Genomic DNA, 17,157 nt, shown 5'->3' on the forward strand with positions numbered 1-17,157 from the left:
GTTTGGCTAGCCTATGTAATCCTGGTTACCGAGCCGTGATTCCGGCCGGCGGTGGCGAGCAACCACAGCAGGTACGGCCCGCCGATCACCGCGGTGACGATGCCGACCGGGGTCTTGATGTTGCCGGGCAGCAGGTGCTGGGCGACCAGGTCCGCCCCGGTCACCACCACCACTCCGACCAGAGCGGCGGGCAGCAGCACCGGGGCGCCGGAACGCATCATCCGCCGGGCGATCGGCATGGCGACGAACGCCACGAACGCGATCGGCCCGGTCACCGCGGTCGCCACCGCGGCGAGGGCCACCGCGATCGCCAGCAGACTGATCCGGCTGCGCTCCAGCCGCACCCCCAGGCCGGTTGCGGTGTCGTCGCCGAACTGCAGCAGCCCGAGCGCCGGACGCAACGCCAACAGCGCCGGGGTCAGCACGCCGAGCAACGTCGCCAGGACGGCGATCTCCGGCCAACGGGCGCTGCCCAGGCTGCCGACCATCCACGACAATGCCATCTGCGCCTCGCGTACCTCCCCCCGGGTCAGCAGGTAGCCGAGGACACCGTGCGCCATGAACGCGGCGGCGATGCCGACCAGCACGAACCGGTACCCGGTCAGCCCGCCCCGCCAGGAGAGCAGGTAGACGGCGGTCGCCGTACCGGCCGCACCGACGAACGCGGCGACCGACACGCCGAGGCTGCCGGCGCCCAGCATGACCAGCGCGAACACCGCGGCGGCGCTGGCCCCGCCAGTGACGCCGATGATGTCCGGGCTGGCCAGCGGGTTGCGCAGCAGGGTCTGGAAGATGCCACCGGCCAGGCCGAACGCGGCACCGGCCAGAATCCCGGCGACCAGTCGGGGCAGCCGCAGGCTGAGGATGATGAAGTCGTCGCGGCCGTCGCCCTGCCCGATCAGCGTGCGGAATACCCCGTCCACCGAGATCCGGTAGGCACCGAGACCGAGGCTGAGCAGGGCGAAGACGGCGACGACCCCGACCAACCCGGCCAGCACGACGGTGGTCCGGCGGCGTTGGCGACGCCGCAGCCGGCCCAGCGCGGGAAGCCCGAGACCGGCGGTCACACGCTGGCCAATCGGGAGCGGCGGACCAGGGCGATCAGCACCGGTGCGCCGAGGAAGGCGACGACCAGGCCGGCCTCGACTTCACCGGGCGGGGCGACCAGCCGGCCGAGCACGTCGGCCGCGATCAGCAAAGCGGCACCGAGCACCGCGCTGTACGCGAGGATCCACCGGTAGTCCGGCCCGGTCACCCAGCGGGCGGCGTGCGGCACGACCAGCCCGACGAAGACGATCGGTCCGGTGAGCGCCGTCGCCGAGCCGCAGAGCAACACGGTCGCGGTCATGATGACCGCCCGGTCCCGAACCACGTGCTGGCCGAGCCCGTGGGCGACGTCGTCGCCGAGGCTGAGCGCGTTGAGCACCCGGCCGGAGACCAGCGCCAGCAGGGTGCCGACGGCGATGAACAGCAGCACCGTACGGGCGGTGTCGAGGTCCCGCCCGACCAGCGAGCCGACCTGCCAGAACCGGTAGCGTTCCAGGGTCTGCAGGTTGGTCAGCAGCACCAGGGTGATCAGCGAGGTGAGCACGGCGGTGAGCGCCGAGCCGGCGATGGCGAGTTTCACCGGAGTCGCGCCGTCGCCGCCCATCGACCCGATGCCGTAGACGAGCAGCGCAGCGAGGGTCGCGCCGCCGAACGCGAACCAGATGTAGCCGGCGGTGGTGCCGATGCCGAGCCAGGTGATCGCGACGACGACGGCGAGCGAGGCTCCGGCGTTGATGCCGAGCAGCCCAGGGTCGGCGATCGGGTTCCGGGTCAGTCCCTGCATGAGCCCGCCGGAAAGTCCGAGTGCCAGACCGGCGAGCAGTCCGATCACGGTCCGGGGCAGCCGCAGGTCCCAGATGACCACGTGGTCGTTGACCGCCGGGTCGCGGTCGACCAGCGCCTCGACCACCACTGGCAGCGCGATGTCGCGGGATCCGAGGGCGAGGCTGGCGAAGACGGTCAGGGCCAGCAGCAGTACGGCAACGAGCAGCCCACCAAGCCGCCGACGTGTCGTAAAGCTACGACCACTTTGGGTAACATCCCGTCCGACACGCTCACCCCGACCGGCCCGAAGTGAGGTAAGCATCGCCTAAGTATGCAGGGAAAGCTCCACCGGCTCATCGGCGGGCAGGTCCACCGCCCTCGCACCGTACGGGCTGCGTACTGCCACCTGTTGGCTGAGCGCCGAGCGGAGCCGGACCCGCAGCGTCGTGGCGTCCCAGGTCAGCTCCTCGACGGTGATCCGGCCCCGGCAGGTCACCCCGCGCAGGGTGCCGCCGGGCAGCTCGCCCGGCCAGGCCGGCAGCAGGTGCAGCGACCCGGGGCGCGAATCGACCAGCATCTCGATCAGGACGCCGGGCAGCGTGTGCACGGCGTCGGCGTTGTACGTCTGCAGACCCGGGTTGTGGGCGCTCATCAACGACCGGAAGAACATGTCCGCGCAGATGATCTTCCGCAGGTTGGCGGCGGCCCGGTCGGCGTCGCGCAGCCGGGCGGCGACCAGCGCACGGTGCAGGCTGCCGTGCGCGGACAGGTTCTCGTCGCCGCGTACCGCCAGTGCCCGGTGGGCCGCGCGGGCCAGCTCCGGGGTGCCGTCCGGGGTGATCTCGTGCAGCGGCCAGACCGGGTAGAGGTGGCTGATGTGCCGGTGGTCGTCGTCGGCGCGGTATCCGGGCCACGCCCACTCGGCCAGCGCGCCCCGCTCGTCCACCAGGTATCCGGGCAGCCGCGCGGCCAGATCGGCCCACCGGGGCGCACCGGTCAACCCGCCCGCGACCCGCATCGCGTGCCGGGCGGCGGCGATGTCCATGGTGGCGTTCACCGCCGGGTAGACCGGCTCGTCGTGCTCGTCGGGCGGCCCGGTCTCGGCGGAGAACGACGGCACGATCATGTACCGGCCGTCGTCGTCGACCCGGGTCAGAAAATCCTCGAAGAACTCGGCCGCCTCGACCAGCCAACCGGCCACCTCCCCCAGCGGCTCCCCGGTGACCAGGTGGTGCTCCCACAGCGGGTACAGCAGCCAGTGCGCGCCGGGCAGCCAGGCCGGCCAGGGCCACTCGTCGCAGAAGTGGAACAGGTGCCCGTGTTCGCCGTCGGTGCGCCCCGGCGCGAGCAGGCCTCGGCCGCCGTACACCGCCCGCGCGTTGCGTCGCCAGTCGTCGACCTGGCCGGCGATCAACCGTCGGTGCGCAGCGGTCACCTCCGGCAGCGCGCCGATGTTCGCCCCGGACAACTGCAAATTCAGGTTGGCGTCGGTGGTGAAGTCGCCGGCCCAGGCGGCGTCCCAGGAGCCGAGCCAGAGCCCGGTCAGCCGGGGCGGCAGCGCCCCGCTGGAGCTGATCAGCAGGTACCGGCCGGCGTGGAACAGCCGTTCCAGCAGCGCCGGTGACAGTCGCTGGTCGTCGGCGCGCTGGGCGTCGAGCAGCTCACCGACCGGACGGCGCCGGTCGGCCTCGTCGACCCGCAACCGCAGCTCGACCCGCTGGTACATCGGCCGGTGCAGGGCGACGTGCCGAACCAGCAGCCGCTGGTAGTCGGCGCCCGGCTGCTGATCGGCCAGCCCGGCGAGCCGCGCGTGCAGCACCCCGGTGCCCCAGCCCGGCGCGTCGTAGCGGTCCAGCACGGTCAGCGCCAGCGCGTCCCCGCCGATCAGGATCCGGTCGCCGAGGATCTCGGTGTCGCCGGTCACCAGGGTCAGTCCTTCGAAGCCGTACGCCCCGAGGCCGGCCGGATAGCTGCCCCGGACCCGCAGGAACGCGTACCCGTCGCGCCGGTAGGCGGTGATGTCGTAGCTGACGTCGGCCGGCCGGCCGGGCAGGTCGCCGGTCGCGCCGAGCAGGCATGGGCCGGCAGCCAGCCGGACCACGGCGACCCGGTCCGCGCGGGAGACGAAGGCTTGCCGGGTTCCGCCGCCGGCCCACCGCACGGTGATCTCACCGGTGGTGAAGTCAGTGGTACGCAGGTAGTCGGCGGGCAGCGGCGCCGGCTCGGCGGCCCGGCCAGCCGGCGCGTCGACGGTCAGGTCGTCGACGGTCAGCGCGTAGCCGGGGTGGAACGACTGGGTCCACTCCAGCTGCCGGCCGGCGGCGAGCAGCCGACCGGCCTCGGTCCGTCGGCCGGCCAGGATCAGGTCCCGGACCTGCTCGATGACCCCCGCCAGCTCCGGTGGCCGCAGGCCGCGGGTGCCGTTGGGCAGCACGAACCGGTGATGGTCGACCACGATCCGTTCGGCGGTCGGGTCGCCGTACACCATCAGCCCGTACTCGCCGTTGCCGGTGAGGAACGCGTCTTCCCAGCGCGCCGCTGGCGCCGTGTCGTCGATCCGGTGCATCGGATCGACCTTAGCCAACGTCTTCAGCCGTACGCGAGGGTCAGCTTCGCGTACAGGTCCTCCAGCACGAACCGGGAGTCCACGCGGTGGTAGACCCGAATCGTCCGCGAGCGGTCCTGCCGGTGCTGATAGCTCAGATCGGGCCGGACGATCGGTGCCGGAATCTGGCGGTGATCCATCCAGTGCTCGTCCAGCAGCACCCCGACGGCAGGGGAGTCGCCGAGGACCCACGACTCCCCTGCCGGCCAGTTCGCATTGTCACCCATCGCGTCGTTGAATTCGACGAGTTGCCGGAACAGGTACGCACCGACCGGCCCACGCGGCGCCACCCGGACCGCGAGTTCGCTGAGACCGACCCGCATCATGCCGTACGCCGCGTTGGGGATCTGCCACAGCTCCACCTCGGAGTCGAACACCTCGTTGGCGGCGTCGACGTCGTTACCCAGGTTGAACTCGGCACCACCGTCCGGGTACGGGCCACCGCCGATCCAGACGGCGGTCAACCGCCCGGCAATCCTCGGCTCGACCCGCAGCGCGGCGGCGAGATCGGTCAGCGGCCCGAGAAAGGCCACGAACAGCGGCAGTGGATCGTCGCGCATGGCTTCGGCGACGATCAGGTCGACCCCGGGTGCTCCGCCGACCGCGTCCCGCAGCGGACGGCTGACCCCAGCGGCCACCGGCGGCGGAGCCGGCAGTCGCATCAGCTCCAGCAGGTGGTGGATCTCGGCGACGCTGGCGGCAGCGGTGTCCAGGCCGTTTCGGACGCCGAAGTGCGCGCCGACCAGCCCGCGCACGTCGAACCGGGGGGTGAGCAGTGCGTGCACGATCGCGTACTGGTCGTCGGCCTCATTGCGCGCGTCGCTGTCGACCACCAGCCGGATCCGCTTGGACCGCGGCACGGTGAGTGGATGTCGCCGAGAGTCCATCTGGACATAGTGTCAGCCGGCGGCCCGAACCGTAACTGTGTCGGGTAGCCGTTGTGGACGGGACGGGGCAGAGAAAAGCAGGTGCGTTCGAGGCGAGATCAGCCGCTGCGGAGTGTGGTGCTGACGACGGCGCTAACGGGGTGCGGTACCGCACCGGCGGAGCAACTGTGGCAGCCGCCGGGCGCGGCCGGCGGGCAGGTCGCCGCCGCAGAACCACCATCATGATCAACCTGCGCCGCTGGCTGCAGACCACTGATCGGGACGGTGTTCTGACCGTCACCGGCCGCCGACCCGCAGCGGTTCGGACCGGTCGGCCGGCCGGTCCGGCTCACGCAGCTCGGTACGGGCCAGCGCGGGCAGGCCGTGCCGGCGGCGGGCGGCCATCCAGCCGAGTGACCCGGCGACCACGACGGCGGCGAGGGCCACCAGCAGCGGGATGTCCGGCACGCCGAGCAGTTTCATGGCGCTGGCCAGCAGTACCAGGGTCAACGCCCGGCGGACCAGGCCGCCGGGTGCCCGCGACGACAGTTGTGCGCCGAGCCACGCGCCGGGCACCGCGCCGAGCAGCAGCGAGGTGGTCAGGTCGAGGCGGAAGTCACCGAAGAGCAGGTGCCCGACGGCGGCGGCGATCACCAGCGGTACCGCCTGCACCAGGTCGGTGCCGACGAGAAAGGCGGGCCGCAGCAGCGGGTAGAGCATCAGCAACGCGATGATGATCAGCGAACCGGAGCCGACGCTGGTCATCCCGACGATCAGACCGCCGACGGCACCGATCAGCACGGTGGGCAGCGGCCGGGCCCGCAGCGCCGGCTCGGCCGGTGCGGCATCATCCGCGCGATGGTCTGCGGCGCCGGCCCGGCGGCGGGTGGCGTGCTCGGCCATCCGGGTGTAGGTGCGGAAGACCAGACCAGCGGCGGCCAGTACCAGCGCCACCCCGAGCGCCACCTTGATGCCCTGCTGCAGTCGCTCGCCGTCGCCGAGCGAGCGCAGCAGCAGGACGCCGGCGAACGCGCTCGGCACGCTGCCCAGGCAGAGCCAGCCGACCAGCGACCAGTGCACGGTACGCCGCCGGATGTGCACCAGCCCGCCGACCGGTTTCATCACCGCGCTGACCACCAGGTCGCTGGAGACGGCGGCGAGCGGCGGCACGCCGAAGAAGATCACCAGCATCGGGGTCATCAGCGCCCCGCCGCCCATGCCGGTCAGCCCGACGATGATCCCGATGCCGCAACCGGCCAGCACCAATACCCAGTCCACCCTGTCGAGGGTGCCGGACCGGACCGGCAATGTCTAGCATGTCGATCGGAATTATCAGGTCGATAGGTGAACCGAATCCGGGCAGTTCGCGGTCAGCGGCTGGCCGGCAGTGCCGGGGCGACCGGCACCACCGGGCCGACCGGCCCGATCAGCGGGCGGTCGGCAGCGCGTTAGCGGCCACCACCCGCCGGTACCAGTGCGCGCTCTCCTTCCAGGTACGCCGCATCGTCTGCCGGTCGACGTGCACGATGCCGAACGTCTTGCCAAACCCGTGCGCCCACTCGAAGTTGTCCATCAGCGACCACACGAAGTACCCGCGCACGTCGGCGCCGCCGTCGATCGCCTCGGCCACCGCGGTCAGGTGCCGGTGCAGGTAGTCGACCCGGCGCGGGTCACGGACCCGGCCGTCGTCGTCGAGCACGTCGTCGAACGCCGCCCCGTTCTCGGTGATCATCATCGGCAGCCCCGGGTAGTCGCGGTGCAGCCGCAGCAGCAGCTCGGTCAGCCCGGTCTCGTCGATGTTCCAGCCCATCTGGGTGTACGGGCCGGGCTGGGTGACGAACTCGACGTCGGTGACACCGATCCACGGCGAGGCCGCCCCGTCGGCGTGCCCGTCGGCGGTCGACCGTGGCGACACCCCGTCCCACTGGCGGACCAGCACCGGGTTGTAGTAGTTCACCCCGAGCAGGTCCAGCGGGGCGTGCGCGGCCGCCTCGTCGCCGTCGCGCACGAACGACCAGTCGGTCACCGCCGCGGTGTCGTCGATCAGGTCCCGTGGGTACGCCCCGTCCAGCATCGGCCCGAGGAACGCCCGGTTGGCCAGCGCGTCGATCCGGCGTACCGCCTCGGCGTCGCCGGGCGACTCGCCCCGCACGTGGTGCAGGTTCAACGTCACGCTGACCCGGGCCGCCGGGTCGATGCTCGCCCGCAGCGCGCGTACCGCCAGACCGTGGCCGAGGTTGAGGTGGTGCACGGCGGCCAGCGCGGCGGCCGGCTCGGTACGCGCCGGGGCGTGCACGCCGGAGCCGTAGCCCAGGTACGCCGAGCACCACGGCTCGTTGAGGGTGATCCAGGTGTGCACCCGGTCGCCGAACACCTCGCCCATCCGGCCGGCGTACTCGGCGAACCGCTCGGCGGTGTCCCGGTGCGGCCAGCCGCCGGCGTCCTCCAGCTCCTGCGGCAGGTCCCAGTGGTAGAGGGTGGCGACCGGCGCGATCCCCCGGGCCCGCAGCCCGTCGACCAGCGCCGAGTAGAAGTCCACGCCCCGCTGGTTGAGCTGGCTGCCGGCCCCTGGCAGCACCCGGGACCAGGAGATCGAGAACCGGTACGCGCCGACGCCGAGCTCGGCGAGGATGTCCAGGTCCTCCTCCAGCCGGTGGTAGTGGTCGCAGGCCACGTCACCGGTGTCGCCGTTGGTGACCAGACCGGGGGTGTGCGCGAAGGTGTCCCAGATGGACGGTGTGCGGCCGTCCACCGCAGCGGCCCCCTCGACCTGGTACGACGCGGTCGCCGTACCCCAGAGGAAGTTGCCGGGAAAGACAGGGCCGGACGGTAATGATACGGACATGTCGGGATTCTCCTTACGCGCTGAGCACGATCTCAATCTGGCGGGTGTCCGGGTCGGCGGTGACCCGACCGCCCGCCTCGGTGGCCTCCGGGCAGGGCCTGTACCGGACACCCGCGTCGGCGACGCCGCACGATCAACAGGCTCCAGCATGCCTGCTGGTCGCCGATCCGACGCGGCCGGACCCGGCGACGGACCTGGCAACGGACCCGGCCGGCCGGTGAGCGCCGCAGCTGGCGGCCGCCGGGCGCAGCAGCCGGGAAACCGGCCGGACAGCCCTGACGCCGACCATCGGCGGTAGATCGCCCCGAACCTGGGTACGCCTTTCGCCGTGACCTTCGGAGCCTGGCTGGCGCATGTGCGGGGCGGTCGGCTGCTGCACCCGCGCGGCTGCTCGTTCACCGGCGAGGTCCAGCTCTGGGGCCCGCTCGCCGACTGGTTCCTGCCAGCGGGGCGCTGGCCGGCCGTCATCCGGTTCTCCCGGGGCACCCCGACCCCGCCCGGCTGGCCGGACATCCTCGGCCTTGCGGTCCGGATCCAGGTCCCGGACCGCCCGGTCGACCTGCTGGTGTCCAGCGCCGGCCGAGCGCCGGTCCTGCGCCACCTTCCGCTACCCCGGCGCGACTTCGCCACCACGTACGGCAGCATCCTGTCGTTGCGGCACGGTCGGCACCGGATCTACCTGGCCGCGTTTCCGGCCGCCCCGGGTCGCCTCGGCGGCGCGGTCGAGCAGCTCGCCGAGGTCGCCGCCCGTCGCCCAATCGTGCTGCGGCTGGCGGCGGCCACCGCCACCAGTCACTGGCGGACGTTCGGTCGGATCGACGTCGGCGAGCCGCTGCCGTCCGCCGTTGACGCCGCCCTCGCCTTCGACCCGACCGGTCACCCTCCGCTGCGGCTGCGAACGGGTGGGCTGATCCAACGGCTCCGTACCGTCACCTACGCCGCCTCCCGGCGCGCCCGGGGCGCCCGCACCGACGACAATCCGATTGTCGCCGCCGGTCAGCGGCCGCTAGCGTGAGCGGCACCGTGACGACCGAGGAGCGACCGATGCGACCGCTGGCGAAACCTGCCACCGCCCGACGAGGCTGAGCCGCGCCCACCGGCAGTCCCGCTGATCCTCGCCGATCCCTCCGGCGATGCACGCCGGTCCCTTCCCGGTGCCGCCGGCCGGCACCGGATCACCGTCGCGTTTCCCCTACCGAGGAGTTTCCGATGAGTCATGCCCTGCTGCCCGGGACCCGGGCCCCGGTCAAGGTCTGGACCGATCCGGCGACCATCGAGCCGCACGCCAGCCAGCAGCTGCGCAACATCGGCACGCTGCCGTGGGTGCACGGCGTCGCGGTGATGCCCGACGTGCACTACGGCAAGGGCGCCACCGTCGGCTCGGTGATCGCGATGCGTCAGGCGCTGGCCCCGGCGGCGGTCGGCGTCGACATCGGCTGCGGCATGTCCGCGGTGCGGACCAGCCTGACCGACGCGCAGTTGCCGGACGACCTGGGCGCGCTGCGTACCGCGATCGAGGCCGCGGTCCCGGTCGGCTTCCAGGCCCGCGACACCCCGGTCGACCCGCGCCGGGTGCACGGTCTGCCGACCGCCGGCTGGGACCGGTTCTGGTCCGGCTTCGCCGGCCTGCACCCCGGGGTCGCCGCGCTGGAGTCCCGGGCGCAGCGTCAGCTCGGCACGCTCGGCGGCGGCAACCACTTCATCGAGGTCTGCGTCGAGCAGGGCGGTCCGGACGCCGGCCAAGTCTGGCTGATGCTGCACTCCGGCTCCCGCAACATCGGCAAGGAGCTGGCCGAGCGGCACATCGCGGCGGCCCGGAAGCTGCCGCACAACGCCGACCTGCCCGACCGCGACCTGGCGGTCTTCCTCGCCGACACGGCGGAGATGACGGCGTACCGGCGGGACCTGGCCTGGGCGCAGGAGTACGCGGCCCGCAACCGGGCGGTCATGCTGGCGCTGCTCTGCCGGGTGCTGCGCACGGCGGTGCCGGCGGTCCGCTTCGACGAGCCGATCTCCTGCCACCACAACTACGTGGCCGAGGAGGTCTACGACGGGGTGCCGCTGCTGGTGACCCGCAAGGGGGCGATCCGGGCCGGGCGGGGCGAACTGGGCATCATCCCCGGGTCGATGGGGACCGGCTCCTACATCGTGCGGGGTCGGGGCAGCGAGGCGGCGTACTGCTCGGCGTCGCACGGTGCGGGTCGGCGGATGTCGCGGTCGAAGGCGAAGAAGACCTACACCGTCGACGACCTGGCCGAGCAGACCGCCGGGGTGGAGTGCCGCAAGGACGCCGGTGTGGTCGACGAGATCCCGGCGGCGTACAAGGACCTGGACCAGGTGCTCGCCGAGCAGGCCGACCTGGTCGAGGTGGTGGCGCACCTGCGGCAGGTGGTCTGCGTCAAGGGTTGACCACCGGATGGGCGACCGGGGCGCGCACCGGGGCGGGCCGACCCTCCCAGCAGGGTCGACCCGCCCACGATGTTTCCTGTCGACAGTGGTTGCTATCGACGGTCGGTCGGGGTCATGTTCGACAGGTGACCGTCGGCCAGGTCCAGTTGCCGCCGTGCATGATCGTCACTCCGAAGTTGTTACCGCTACCGTTCGGCCTGGCGGTGATGTTCCCGGTCGTGCCGCTGACCGAGGCGTTCCAGCTGTTCTGCAGGCTCTGTCCGCCGTGCAGGCTGAGGGTGACCGTCCAGTTGCTGACGTTCTGCACCGAGACGTTGAGGTTGAACCGGTCGCCGAACTGCTGGCCGGCCGACAGCACGGCGGTGCAGTTGCTCTGGCCCGGGTCACCCGGGTTGCCAGGGTTGCCGGTCGGGGACGGTCCGGGGTTGCCGCTGCCGCCCCCCAGACGTTGATGTCGGAGCTCCCCTGGCTCTGGTAGCCCTCGGTCGCCATCACCTGGTAGCTGTGGTTGGAGCCGAGCTGTATCCCGGCGCGCGCCCAGGCGTCGAAGTGGTTGGCGGTGGTGATGGTGCCGCCGGTGCGCTTCTGCTGCCGGACGCTCCAGTACTGCCAGAACGTCTGGGTGCCGTCGATCGACGGCGCGTTGAGCGCGCATCTGCTGGCGTCCGGTGTCGTGCCGGGTGCCGAGGGTGGGACGCACGCCGGTTGACCGGCCCGACTAGCCTGCCGACCGGGACGAGACGGGGGAGGTCGCGGTGGGTGACACGGCGGTGGGTAGCGCGGCGGGTGACCGGGCGTCCGGGTGCCTGTTCGGGCTGGCGTACGGTGACGCACTCGGCAAGCCGACCGAGTTTCTGACGGTCGCCGAGATCCACCACCGGTACGGCCAGGCCGGGCCGCGTGAGCTGACCGGCGAGCCGGCGCTGGTCACCGACGACACCCAGATGACCCTCGCGGTCGGCTGGGCGCTGCATGACGCCCCGGCCGCCACCCCGGACGGGCTGGAACCGCTGCTCCGGGCCCGGTTCCTGGCCTGGGCGGCCAGCCCGGACAACAACCGGGCCCCGGGGATGACCTGCCTGCGGGCCTGCGGCGAACTGGCCACCGGGGTGGCCTGGCAGCAGGCCACCGTAGCCGGGTCGAAGGGCTGCGGGGCGAACATGCGGGTCGCCCCGGTCGGTCTGGTCGACGCCTACGACGACGACACCGTGGCCGGCGTCGCGCAACTGCAGGCCGGGCTGACCCACGGACACCCGACCGCGCTGGCCGCGAGCGAGTTGACCGCCGTCGCGGTCCGGCTGCTGCGCGCGGGTACGCCGCTACCGGCGCTGCCGGGCCTGCTGCGTGAGCACTGTCGCGGGCAGCGGGAGGTGTACCGCGACGACTGGCTCGGCCCGCTGTGGCAGCGGCCGGGAACGGACAGTCCGACGGGGTTCATCTCCCGGGGCTGGGATGAGTGTCTCGACGCACTGGACCGGCTCGACTCGGCGTTGGCGGCCGGGGACGACGGCGGCGACGCCTGCCGGGTCACCGGGGAGGGCTGGATCGCGGAGGAGGCCCTGGCCACCGGGCTGCTCTGCGCGCTGTGGCATGCCGACGACCCGGTGGGCGGGTTGGCCCGCGGGGCGGCCACCTCCGGTGACTCGGACTCGATCGCCTGTCTGGCCGGGGCGTTCCTCGGCGCGGCGTACGGAACGGCGGCCTGGCCGACGACGTGGCCGGACCGCATCGAGTACGCCGACCAACTGCACGCCCTCGGCCAAGCCTGGGACTGACTGGGCCGAGCAGCATCGACCCACTGCACCACCAGCAGCACCAGCCAGCCACCCGGCAACGTCAGCTGCACGGCCGGATGAACCCGCAAGCTGCGGAGTTCCCGGGCCGGCTGCCGACGCCGACGGCTGACCGGGCCCGGAGACTCCGCTCCTACCGCCAAGCACCGGCCTGGCGGACGGCCGGTGTCACGACACGCAGCAGTCGCGGTCGACGGCGGACAGCGGCGACGTCCGCAGGATCCGGACCTGGCCCAGGTCGCCGCCGAGCGGGTCGGCGAAGCTTCCGTTCGGCTCCGGCAGCACCTCGACGACGAGCACGCTGACCGGTAGCCCGGGCGGCAACCCGGCCGCCTCCAGTGCCGCCCGCACGTCCGCCCCCGACCAGGTCGTCTCCCCCTCCACCGGCAACGGCACCGAACGTGGACCGGGCTGTCGTCGGGGTAACCACAACGGGCGCAGGCCGACCTGCACGTTGCGCCGCGTACTCGCGTCGGCCTGCATCACCCGGGCGTAGAGCACCGCCCACAGCTGGGTGTTCGGCGGGTCCGGCAACACCCGGCGCAGCCCGAGGTACGGGACGGCGTACGGGGCCCGGACCCGCACCGCACCGTCCGGTTCGGCGAGCACCGTGGCGGCCAGCTCCGGTGCCGGATGCGCCACCCCTTCCAAGGTCAGTGGCTCGCCGTACCGGCCCTGGGCGGTGGACCAGAGCGGATCGTCGAGCGGGCCACAGTCGTGGCCGACGCGGATCTCGTAGGTGTAGAACGAGAACAGCTCCGGCGAGCCGGGGTCGGTGTTGGGCGGCAGCGGCACCAGGAAGTGCCGGTCGCTGTCGGCCGCCGGTTCGAGGCGCTGCATGGTGGCGTATCCCGCCAGGTCCTGCACCTGGCCCGGGGTGATCACCCGGACCGGTTCCGGGTCCAGCGGCAGGGTCGGCACGGTGGCCGGGTCGGCGACCGGTTCGGTGTCGGGCAGCAGCATCGGGTCCGGGGTGACGGTCAACGGCCGGACGAAGTAGGCGTCACGCGGGTCGGCCAGCGGTTCGACGAACTCCAGCCAGAGTCGCCGGATCCGGGGCGTGGTCGCCGCGTACGACGCGTCGGTGCCGTACGGGGTGAGCGCGATGCCGGCGGCGACCACCCGGGGCACCTGCCTCGGCGGCGTGACGATCGGCAGCGTCGACGAGATCACCTGCCGCACCACCTCGCCGGTTTCGAGGCGGAACTCCAGGTCGTAGTCGACCTGCGGCTCGTACGGCAGCCCGTCGGGACCCAGCGGTGCCGCCACCGCGTCGAGGAAGACCATCCGGACGAAGCCGCGATCGGGGTCGCCGGTGCCGGCCTGCACGTTGACCGAGTCGACCAGTTCGATCACGCCGACGTCGGTGACGGTCTGCGGTGCACCGGGGGCGTCCGGTAGCCGTACGGTGCGCCGCAGCGTCAGCGTCGGTGAGCCGGCGCCGCGCCACGTCCAGTCCCGGTCCACCACCGCCTGTACGGCGTGCAGCCACCGTCCGGCGAGTTCGGTCGGATCGGTGAACTCGACGCTGCCGCCATCCGGGGCGAGGTGGTGGCCGAGCCCGGCGCAGCCGAACACCACCCGCTCCCCCGGTGCGCCGAGCAGAGTCGGGCCGTCGGCGACCAGGTCGAGCGCGCCGGCCAGCCGGCCGAGCAGCGCCGGGGTGGGCGCGGTCTGGCACCGATCACCATCCACGCGCTGTCCAGCGGGTGTTCCCGCGGGTCCGGGGCGTACCAGCGGGCGGCCAGGCCGGTGACCCGCAGCAGCCAGGTCGCCGCAGTGGACGCCTCGCCGAGAATCGCCGGGTCGGTGACGACGACGACCGGCAGGCCGAGCCCGGCGTCGCGGATGGTGCCGGTGCCGGTGAAGTCGGTCAACGGGTTGCCGGCCGGGTCGGCACCGACTCCGGTGGCGTCCACGGTGGTCGGTTCGACGGTGTAGCCGAGCATCAGCGTCCAGAGCTGTTCGACGAACGTCCGGTCCCCGGTGGCCGGGCCGAACCGGAACTGCTGTCCTCAGGCCGTGGCGGCGCCGGGGTCGCCGACGATCTCGACTACGCCGGACTTGAAGCGGAAGGTCACCGAGGTGGGCAGGGTGCTGGCGGTCCCGGCGCTGTGGCAGCCGCCGACGCCGCCGGCCGGCGGCGGGTCGGGTGCGGGGTCGAGTCGCAGTACGGCGCTCAGCGGCGCGGGCACCTCGACGACGTCGCCCGGTACCGTCGCGGTGCCCAGCGTCAGCGTCCCACCGGTGACGAGCAGCCCGGCGTACGCGTCGACGGGCAGCCCGCCGAACAGGTCGCCGCGGATCCAGACGGTGCCGGCGTCGATGTCGACGACGGTGCCGGTACGTTGCACGGTCGGCGGCCGGGCCTGGGTGACCACGAACGCGGGTGCGGCGGCACCGGCCTCGCGGACCTGGAGCCGGCGGGCGGCGACGAACGTTTCGTACCAGACGTCGACTCCGCCGGGGGTGCGGTACGGGCCGACGCGGCGAGCCGGCGTCAGCCCGGTGCGGCTGTCGACGAACCGGCCGGCGAGGAGTTCTTCGCGTTCGTCACGGCGGTGCACCAGCCGGGTGTCGCGGGGCAGATCGGCGGTGGCGCGCTGAGCGGCCGACGCGGCAAGACTGGTCAGGACGGTACGGACGACGGGGAGATCTCCACGGACTGGCTCTGACACGCGCTCCTCCTCGGAGGCTGCTGCAGCCGGACTCGGACCGGTCTGCAGCGTGCGCCACGTCACACTCCGTGTTCAATCAGATCTTGGATAGTTACCGACCTTCGGAGGTCAGCGCTGGCCGTCCGGATGAGCCCGGGCCACGGCCGTCACCCTGTGACGTCCCGGTCGGCTTCGTCGGCCGACCGGCCCACGTCGGTCGGCGGCCGGCCGGCGGCCCAGCGGATCGCGCCGAGCAGGTGGGCGCGGAACGCCGGTTCGGCGTACGCCTCGACGGTGTGGCCGCCGCCGGTGTAGAAGGTGCGGCCGCCGGCGTACGTCCGGCACCAGGCATGCGGGTGCGGCTGCCCCATCTGCCCGCCGGTGTAGCTGGTCTCGTCGAGCACCGCGAGGATCCGGGCGTCGGTCGGCCGGGTCCGGTAGTCGTACCACTCGTCGGTGCGCGCCCAGCGGGTCGGCAGGTGCGCGGTGGCCGGGTGGGTCCGGTCGACGACCTCGACGGTGGCCGGCTGCACCGGCGGGTGCTGGGCGAAGTACGCACCGACAAGTTCGCCGTAGAACGGCCAGTTGTGCTCGGTGTCGGCGGCCGCGTGCACCCCGACGAATCCGCCGCCACCGTTGATGTAGCCCTCGAACGCGGCCCGGCCGGCGTCGTCGAGCACGTCGCCGGTGGTGTTGAGGAAGACGACGGCGGCGTACCGGCTCAGGTTGTCCGGGGTGAAGACGGCCGGGTCCTCGGTGGCGTCGACGGCGAAGCCGTGCTCCGCGCCGAGTTCGCCGACGGCCTCGACACCGGCCGGGATGGAATCGTGCCGGTAACCGGTGGTGCGGCTGCAGATGAGCACCCGGTACCCGGTCTCGGCGCTCGACTCGGTGCAGCCGGTGGTCACCAGCGCCACGATACCGCCGAGCAGGCCGGTGCCGACCACCCGTCGGGTGAGGCCGGCACGGGGCCGGACCGGTTCGCCGGTCACCGGACCGGCTCCGCGACGGCGGTGGGCGCATCCGGCTGCGGCGGCAGACCGCGGGTGGACAGGAACGACTGCCACTCGGCGGTGATCCGCTCGACGTCCCGGCAGACCAGCCCGAAGAACTCGCCCATCAACTGCAGCCGGTCCCCGGCGGGGGTGTCCGGCCCGAGTACGGCGGCACCGTGGGTCGCCGCGTCCGCCCAGGTCCGGAAGACGTGCACCCGCAGCGACCAGGCCCGGTACCACAGGCCGTCGTCGACGGCGTAGCGGTCGCGCCGCTGCCCCGGCTCGCGTCGCCGGGCGACGAAGCCGATCCGCTCCAGGAAGGCTATCGACTTGGAGATCGACGCCGGGCTGACCCGCAGCCGGTCGACCAGCTCGGCGGCGGTGAGTGAACCGCCGTCGCTGACGAAGAGGCTGACCAGCACCCGGGCGGTCATCCGGGGGAAGCCGGACTGGATCATCAGGGCGGCGAACTGCTGCTCGAAGGCCTGCACGGCGGCCGTGTCCCGGCCGTACCCGGTGGCCTGGTCGGCCGGTGGCCGGGTGACCGGGCCGGTACGGCGGGCCCGGTGCGCGGTGGCCCGGTGCGCGGCGGTGGCCCGGTAGCCGCCCGGCCCGCCGTTGCGCCCGACCTCCCGGCTGATCGTGGAGGTCGGCCGGTCGAGCCGGCGGGCGATCTCGGCGTAGCCGGCGCCGTCGGCGAGCGCCTGCTCGATGCGCTGCCGGTCCTGATAGGTCAACCGTCCGCCGGGCATCCGCCCCCCGCCCTCCGCTGCGTTCGGTCTCAATTCATTGCAACACATCCTGACTGATCGTTGCGTTGACCGCAACCGCCATTGCAACGCCAGGCCCGATTCAACGCGTGATGCCCGCTGGTGACGGGCTCTTCACTGACCACCTTGCGAACGCTACGTAGATTTCTGGTCACGGAAACAGCGATCGAGGTCGGGGTCCTGACCAAGCGGTACGGCCGCAGCACCGCGCTGGACGGGCTCGACCTGTTCGGTGCGCTGCTGCAACTGCCGCAGCCGCTGCGCGATCTCTCCCCGTTCACGCATCTGCCGAGCCTGCCGGGCGGGCAGGTGTCGGCCGTACCGCTGGTCGTCCTGGCGCTGCTGGCGGCCGGCTCCGCCGCCGGCATGATCGGGCTGCGGCGGCGGGACCTGCCGGTCGGCTGA

At 72.7% G+C, this 17,157-nt stretch carries 16 protein-coding genes and 1 pseudogene; 5 read left to right on the top strand and 12 right to left on the bottom strand.

The window, feature by feature from the left end:
* Positions 1 to 11 precede the first annotated feature (11 nt).
* The 6 genes from ACXAHD_RS02610 to ACXAHD_RS02635 form a co-directional block, all read right to left on the bottom strand.
* Positions 12 to 1,067: a FecCD family ABC transporter permease gene (locus ACXAHD_RS02610; protein ID WP_281551466.1), complete on the bottom strand. Its 1,056-nt coding sequence runs from the start codon at positions 1,065 to 1,067 to the stop codon at positions 12 to 14.
* Positions 1,064 to 2,134, bottom strand: a complete 1,071-nt coding sequence (locus ACXAHD_RS02615) for a FecCD family ABC transporter permease (RefSeq protein ID WP_281551467.1) — start codon at positions 2,132 to 2,134, stop codon at positions 1,064 to 1,066. The genes ACXAHD_RS02610 and ACXAHD_RS02615 overlap by 4 nt, the downstream gene beginning before the upstream one ends.
* A 3-nt stretch (positions 2,135 to 2,137) precedes the next feature.
* A complete protein-coding gene (locus ACXAHD_RS02620; RefSeq protein WP_281551468.1) occupies positions 2,138 to 4,378 on the bottom strand; it encodes a glycosyl hydrolase family 95 catalytic domain-containing protein in 2,241 nt (746 codons plus the stop codon).
* Positions 4,379 to 4,401: 23 nt separating this feature from the next.
* Complete coding sequence (locus ACXAHD_RS02625) at positions 4,402 to 5,304, bottom strand: nucleoside hydrolase (RefSeq protein WP_281551469.1); 903 nt, start codon at positions 5,302 to 5,304, stop codon at positions 4,402 to 4,404.
* A gap of 276 nt (positions 5,305 to 5,580) precedes the next feature.
* Positions 5,581 to 6,561: a sulfite exporter TauE/SafE family protein gene (locus tag ACXAHD_RS02630; protein ID WP_281551470.1), complete on the bottom strand. Its 981-nt coding sequence runs from the start codon at positions 6,559 to 6,561 to the stop codon at positions 5,581 to 5,583.
* Positions 6,562 to 6,709: 148 nt separating this feature from the next.
* The gene (locus ACXAHD_RS02635; protein ID WP_475048350.1) at positions 6,710 to 8,128 is read right to left on the bottom strand and encodes a GH1 family beta-glucosidase; all 1,419 of its coding nucleotides are present in this window, start codon (positions 8,126 to 8,128) and stop codon (positions 6,710 to 6,712) included.
* Positions 8,129 to 8,456: 328 nt separating this feature from the next.
* Here ACXAHD_RS02635 and ACXAHD_RS02640 point away from each other — a divergent pair, with 328 nt between their 5' ends.
* Together ACXAHD_RS02640 and ACXAHD_RS02645 are read left to right on the top strand one after the other, a co-directional pair.
* Positions 8,457 to 9,143 carry a phosphodiesterase gene (locus ACXAHD_RS02640; protein ID WP_281551472.1) on the top strand — a complete coding sequence of 229 codons (687 nt, stop codon included), beginning with the start codon at positions 8,457 to 8,459 and terminating at the stop codon, positions 9,141 to 9,143.
* Between the two features lie 194 nt (positions 9,144 to 9,337).
* Positions 9,338 to 10,537: an RtcB family protein gene (locus ACXAHD_RS02645; RefSeq protein ID WP_281551473.1), complete on the top strand. Its 1,200-nt coding sequence runs from the start codon at positions 9,338 to 9,340 to the stop codon at positions 10,535 to 10,537.
* Positions 10,538 to 10,649: 112 nt separating this feature from the next.
* Here the strand turns inward: ACXAHD_RS02645 and ACXAHD_RS02650 are convergent, their stop codons facing one another.
* Positions 10,650 to 10,895, bottom strand: a complete 246-nt coding sequence (locus ACXAHD_RS02650) for a hypothetical protein (RefSeq protein WP_281555821.1) — start codon at positions 10,893 to 10,895, stop codon at positions 10,650 to 10,652.
* A 152-nt stretch (positions 10,896 to 11,047) separates the two neighbouring features.
* A pseudogene (locus ACXAHD_RS02655) lies at positions 11,048 to 11,371 on the bottom strand (glycoside hydrolase family 11 protein); the annotation flags it as partial.
* Between ACXAHD_RS02655 and ACXAHD_RS02660 the strand changes: the two are divergent.
* Positions 11,293 to 12,312 (top strand): ADP-ribosylglycohydrolase family protein, encoded by a 1,020-nt coding sequence (locus ACXAHD_RS02660; RefSeq protein WP_475048355.1) that lies wholly within the window; start codon positions 11,293 to 11,295, stop codon positions 12,310 to 12,312. The pseudogene ACXAHD_RS02655 and the gene ACXAHD_RS02660 overlap by 79 nt on opposite strands.
* A gap of 186 nt (positions 12,313 to 12,498) precedes the next feature.
* Here ACXAHD_RS02660 and ACXAHD_RS02665 read toward each other — a convergent pair whose 3' ends face one another.
* A complete protein-coding gene (locus tag ACXAHD_RS02665) occupies positions 12,499 to 14,025 on the bottom strand; it encodes a hypothetical protein (protein ID WP_475048358.1) in 1,527 nt (508 codons plus the stop codon).
* Between the two features lie 57 nt (positions 14,026 to 14,082).
* On the opposite strand from ACXAHD_RS02665, the gene ACXAHD_RS02670 reads away from it, so the two are divergent.
* Positions 14,083 to 14,271 (top strand): hypothetical protein, encoded by a 189-nt coding sequence (locus tag ACXAHD_RS02670; protein ID WP_475048360.1) that lies wholly within the window; start codon positions 14,083 to 14,085, stop codon positions 14,269 to 14,271.
* 74 nt (positions 14,272 to 14,345) lie between these two features.
* Here ACXAHD_RS02670 and ACXAHD_RS02675 read toward each other — a convergent pair whose 3' ends face one another.
* The 3 genes from ACXAHD_RS02675 to ACXAHD_RS02685 form a co-directional block, all read right to left on the bottom strand.
* Positions 14,346 to 15,008, bottom strand: a complete 663-nt coding sequence (locus ACXAHD_RS02675; RefSeq protein ID WP_475048362.1) for a hypothetical protein — start codon at positions 15,006 to 15,008, stop codon at positions 14,346 to 14,348.
* A gap of 146 nt (positions 15,009 to 15,154) precedes the next feature.
* Positions 15,155 to 15,979: a ThuA domain-containing protein gene (locus ACXAHD_RS02680; protein ID WP_475048365.1), complete on the bottom strand. Its 825-nt coding sequence runs from the start codon at positions 15,977 to 15,979 to the stop codon at positions 15,155 to 15,157.
* A complete protein-coding gene (locus ACXAHD_RS02685; RefSeq protein ID WP_475048368.1) occupies positions 15,976 to 16,734 on the bottom strand; it encodes a GbsR/MarR family transcriptional regulator in 759 nt (252 codons plus the stop codon). The genes ACXAHD_RS02680 and ACXAHD_RS02685 overlap by 4 nt, the downstream gene beginning before the upstream one ends.
* A 144-nt stretch (positions 16,735 to 16,878) precedes the next feature.
* On the opposite strand from ACXAHD_RS02685, the gene ACXAHD_RS02690 reads away from it, so the two are divergent.
* The gene (locus ACXAHD_RS02690) at positions 16,879 to 17,157 is read left to right on the top strand and encodes a hypothetical protein (RefSeq protein ID WP_281551477.1); all 279 of its coding nucleotides are present in this window, start codon (positions 16,879 to 16,881) and stop codon (positions 17,155 to 17,157) included.

The organism is Micromonospora sp. ABR4_055 (assembly GCF_056160425.1).